This is a genomic window from Salipiger aestuarii, from assembly GCF_003259905.1.
Classification (GTDB): domain Bacteria; phylum Pseudomonadota; class Alphaproteobacteria; order Rhodobacterales; family Rhodobacteraceae; genus Salipiger; species Salipiger aestuarii.
The window spans coordinates 1-3498 of the sequence record NZ_QLMG01000099.1 but is presented as its reverse complement, the minus strand read 5'-3'; the positions used below and the strand labels follow the sequence as shown (position 1 = coordinate 3498).

Below are 3498 nucleotides of genomic sequence, written 5' to 3'. Positions count from 1 at the left end.
CGCCTCTTCGGCGCGGCCACCGGCGCGCACGAGTTCGACAAACTTTGCGCCGCTCTCGATATTGATCATCGCCTGACGCCGCCGAAGCCGCCTCAGACCGACGGTATGATCGAGTCCTTCAACGACCGCATCGAAGACGTGTTGAAAAGCCACCATTTCCGATCCGGCGAAGAATTGGAGACGACGCTCCACCGCTATGTCTGGGCTTACAACCAGCAGCTTCCGCAATCAGCCTTGAGTAGCAACACCCCCTTGCAGGAGATGACGGACCGGTCCAGCGACAACGCGGCGCTGCGCAAGCGTGGCTCTCTGCTGATCCACTGCCCGGCAGCACATGCTTGCATGTGTGAGAGGGGCTGGACAACGACATGACCTGGCACGCGCTACCTGACGGGCGGCCCGGACGCCCGTCGGTATTTTCCCGACGCGGCTATTCAGTTCTGCCTATCGATCAAAGTCCTGTTCAAGCTGCCGTTGCGCCAGACTGCGGGGATGGTAGCCGGCCTGCTCCGGTTCGCGCGGCTGAACTGGCCTGCACCGGACTTCTCCACCTTGTGCCGCAGGCAGAAAACCTTGGCGGTTCAGATCCCCAGTCGCCGCGCGAATGGCCCGCTGAACCTGCTGGTGCCCTCTCGGGATATTGCTTCGCAATACCCTGCCCGGTGACAGACAGCACCGGGATCAAGCTCCTCGGCGACGGCGAATGGTAGGCCCGCAAGCACGGGGTGCAAGGCCGACGCCAATGGCGCAAGGTCCATCTGGCCATGGACCCGGCCACATCTGATATCCGCGCCATGCCCCTTCCCCCAGCCGCGAAGGAGACAACCCTGTGCTGCCCGACCTGCTCGGCCAGTTTCCCGAGGACGAGCAGATCGGCACGGTCACCGCCGACGATGCTAATGACACACGCCGCTGCCACAAAGCCATCATCGAGCGCGACGCCGTTCCGATCATCCCCATCCGAAAGAACGGACGCGCGTAGAAAGAAGACTGCCCTGCGGTACGCGCCAGAAACGACACCCTGCGCGCCACCCGGCACTACGGTAGGGCCTTCTGGAAGCGTTGGACCGGATACCACGCCCGCAGCCGGATCGAGGCGAACCCTCTCATGGTTTGCAAGCAAACCAATGCCGGGCAGCGGGTGCGCTGCCTCAAGGCATTCGGTGAACGCATCATGGCGAGAGACCCGGCCCCCCAGACCGCCGAAATCCACATTCGCATCGCTCTCATGAACCGCTTCACCGCCCTCGGCACCGCCGAGATCATCCGCGTGGCATAACCAGCAGGGTAAGGGACAGTCACGCCTCAGGCGGGAATTGCGCAACAACGCCCCGTTGCAGACATAAATCCGAGATGTAGCCCGTTCTCATTGCCCCATGCGACCTGATTGGCCAGAGTTTCCTGCGCTGCATTTTCAACGCAGTATCATGCGGCGTACCAACCCATGCAGATGCCAAAACGGTGAGTACGAGAGCAGTGGATTGATATAAATCAATATTACACACTCAAATCCCGACTATAAATAAAATATCTGTTTGGAAAAAGATGTCCGCAGATCGGATGAGGGGGGATTTCCATGCGAAACCAGTTGAATGAACGTGTCGCGATTTCAGGGGTTGGCTGCACACGGTTCGGGGATCTTCTGGAGACGCCCGAAATCAAGGGCATGAACCTTCAGGAGTTGACCGCTGCCGCTGTGAAAGAGGCGTTGGACGATGCCGGGCTATCGGGTCAGGATGTCGACGCGGTGTTTGCCGGGAATGCTATGGTCCATAGCTCGCAACTGCCCGCGACCTATTCGCAAATCTCGAAATGGATCGGAACCCAGCTCAAGCCCGGTGTGCATTTCGAGGCGCAGTGTTCGACGACCAATGTGGGCGTGGCGATGGCGGCTATGGCCATTGCGGCGGGCGTCTATGATACTGTTCTGGTGTTTGGCGTTGAGACCACCCGTACAAAGGTCAAGGATTACAGCCCTTACGAGCGCGAGCCTATTTCGCATCAACAAAGCTGGCTGTGGACAGATATGGCGGTGAACCAGGCCTATGCCGTGCCGCAGGGATACGACATTTTTTCCAGTTATAATGGTCTTGTGGCGCTTGGCTATTGCCGCAAACACGGCATTTCGATCGAGGATTTCGATCGTGGCATGTTTGAGGTCTGCCGCACACGGCGGCTGCACGGGTCGATGAACCCCAAAGCCAACGTGCAGGAAACGCTTGAGGATGCGGCTACGCGCAAAGGGATCGGTGATGCCTTTGAGTATTGGCAGTCCGAGAACAACCCCTTCATGGCCTGGCCGTCCCGCCTGCTGAGCCTCGTGACGAGCGCCGACGGCGCATCTGCGATCGTGGTAACGCGCGCTGATCTGGCCAAGAGCGGCAAATCGCAACCCGTCGAGATGAAAGGCTTTGGCATGAGCGCAACCGATCTGCCGTGGTATGGTGAGGACCCGACGACCTGGGAATGCGACCAGCGCGCGGTGCAGGCTGCGGTGGACATGTCGGGGATCAGTGCGGCTGATATAGATTATCTGCACACGCATGACTGTTCGCATATCTCAAGTTTGTGTACGGCCGAGACGATTGGCTATCTGGAGCCGGGCAAGGCATTGGATGCGGCGCGCGAAGGCCGGCTGCGCTTTGATGGTGACAAGCCCATATCCACCCACGGCGGACGCCATGCCTTTGGCCACGCCTGGGCCGCGAGCGCGGGCAGCGACACCTATGAGGCGGTGCAACAGATGCGCGGGGCGGCCGGTAAGCGCCAGATCCCCAAACCGCCCGAGATTTCCGTCATTCATACCCACGGCTACGCCATGATTGGCACCGTGATCGTTCTGGGAGGGATGTGAGATGCAAGCGATGTCCGAACAACCAAACAATATCCGCTGGTATTACGAAGGGCTTTCCAAAGGCGTTTTCCGCGCTTCGAAATGCAAGGATTGCAGCAAATTCACATTTCCGCCGACTGGCTGTTGTGAGCATTGCGGCAGTTGGGATGTGGAAGGCGCGGAACTGAGTGGCAAAGGAACATTGCTGTTCGCAACCCATACCGGTCCGGCCGCGTCGCACCCACGGTTCGAAAAGGGCGGTCCATTTGTTTATGGCCATATCCGGCTGGACGAAGGTCCGATTGCACAAGCAATCATCCAGGATGCTGGATCGTCTCCAGAGGACTTGAGGGCGCTCTTTGAAAAGGGGCCGGTGCCGGTGCAGGCTGCGACCCTTCAGATGGATGATCTGCCGGTCATTGCCTTCAAGCTGAAAGGCTGATCAGGGTCACCCGCCTTAGGCTCAGGATTCATAACCAATAGATGACGGTTTCTGCGAGGGCGCTGGCTGAGAGGAAGACCTTCGGACATCTGTCGTATCGGGCTGCCACGCGCCTCCAGTCCTTGAGCCTGCCAAACATGATCTCGATACGGTTGCGCCGCTTGTACGTAAGCATCCGGCGTAGGCTGCGGTCATGTAGCGAGTTGGCGCTGCGATGTCTGCC

2 protein-coding genes and 3 pseudogenes are annotated in these 3498 nt (G+C 59.3%); 4 read left to right on the top strand and 1 reads right to left on the bottom strand.

Annotated elements, in window-relative coordinates:
* The 4 genes and pseudogenes from ATI53_RS23555 to ATI53_RS22540 all read left to right on the top strand — a co-directional run.
* Positions 1–264: pseudogene (locus ATI53_RS23555) on the top strand (integrase core domain-containing protein); the annotation flags it as partial.
* Positions 262–1279 (top strand): annotated as a pseudogene (locus ATI53_RS23745) (IS5 family transposase). The pseudogenes ATI53_RS23555 and ATI53_RS23745, both read left to right, overlap by 3 nt.
* A 297-nt stretch (positions 1280–1576) precedes the next feature.
* Complete coding sequence (locus ATI53_RS22545; protein WP_009504389.1) at positions 1577–2854, top strand: thiolase family protein; 1278 nt, start codon at positions 1577–1579, stop codon at positions 2852–2854.
* Between the two features lies 1 nt (position 2855).
* Positions 2856–3275 (top strand): Zn-ribbon domain-containing OB-fold protein, encoded by a 420-nt coding sequence (locus ATI53_RS22540; RefSeq protein ID WP_009504390.1) that lies wholly within the window; start codon positions 2856–2858, stop codon positions 3273–3275.
* A 28-nt stretch (positions 3276–3303) separates the two neighbouring features.
* On the opposite strand, the pseudogene ATI53_RS22535 reads toward ATI53_RS22540, so the two are convergent.
* A pseudogene (locus ATI53_RS22535) lies at positions 3304–3498 on the bottom strand (hypothetical protein); the annotation flags it as partial.

Coding starts and splice junctions, on each gene's coding strand:
- ATI53_RS22545 (WP_009504389.1), top strand. CDS start 1,577: ATGCGAAACCAGTTGAATGAACGTGTCGCGATTTCAGGGGTTGGCTGC.
- ATI53_RS22540 (WP_009504390.1), top strand. CDS start 2,856: ATGCAAGCGATGTCCGAACAACCAAACAATATCCGCTGGTATTACGAA.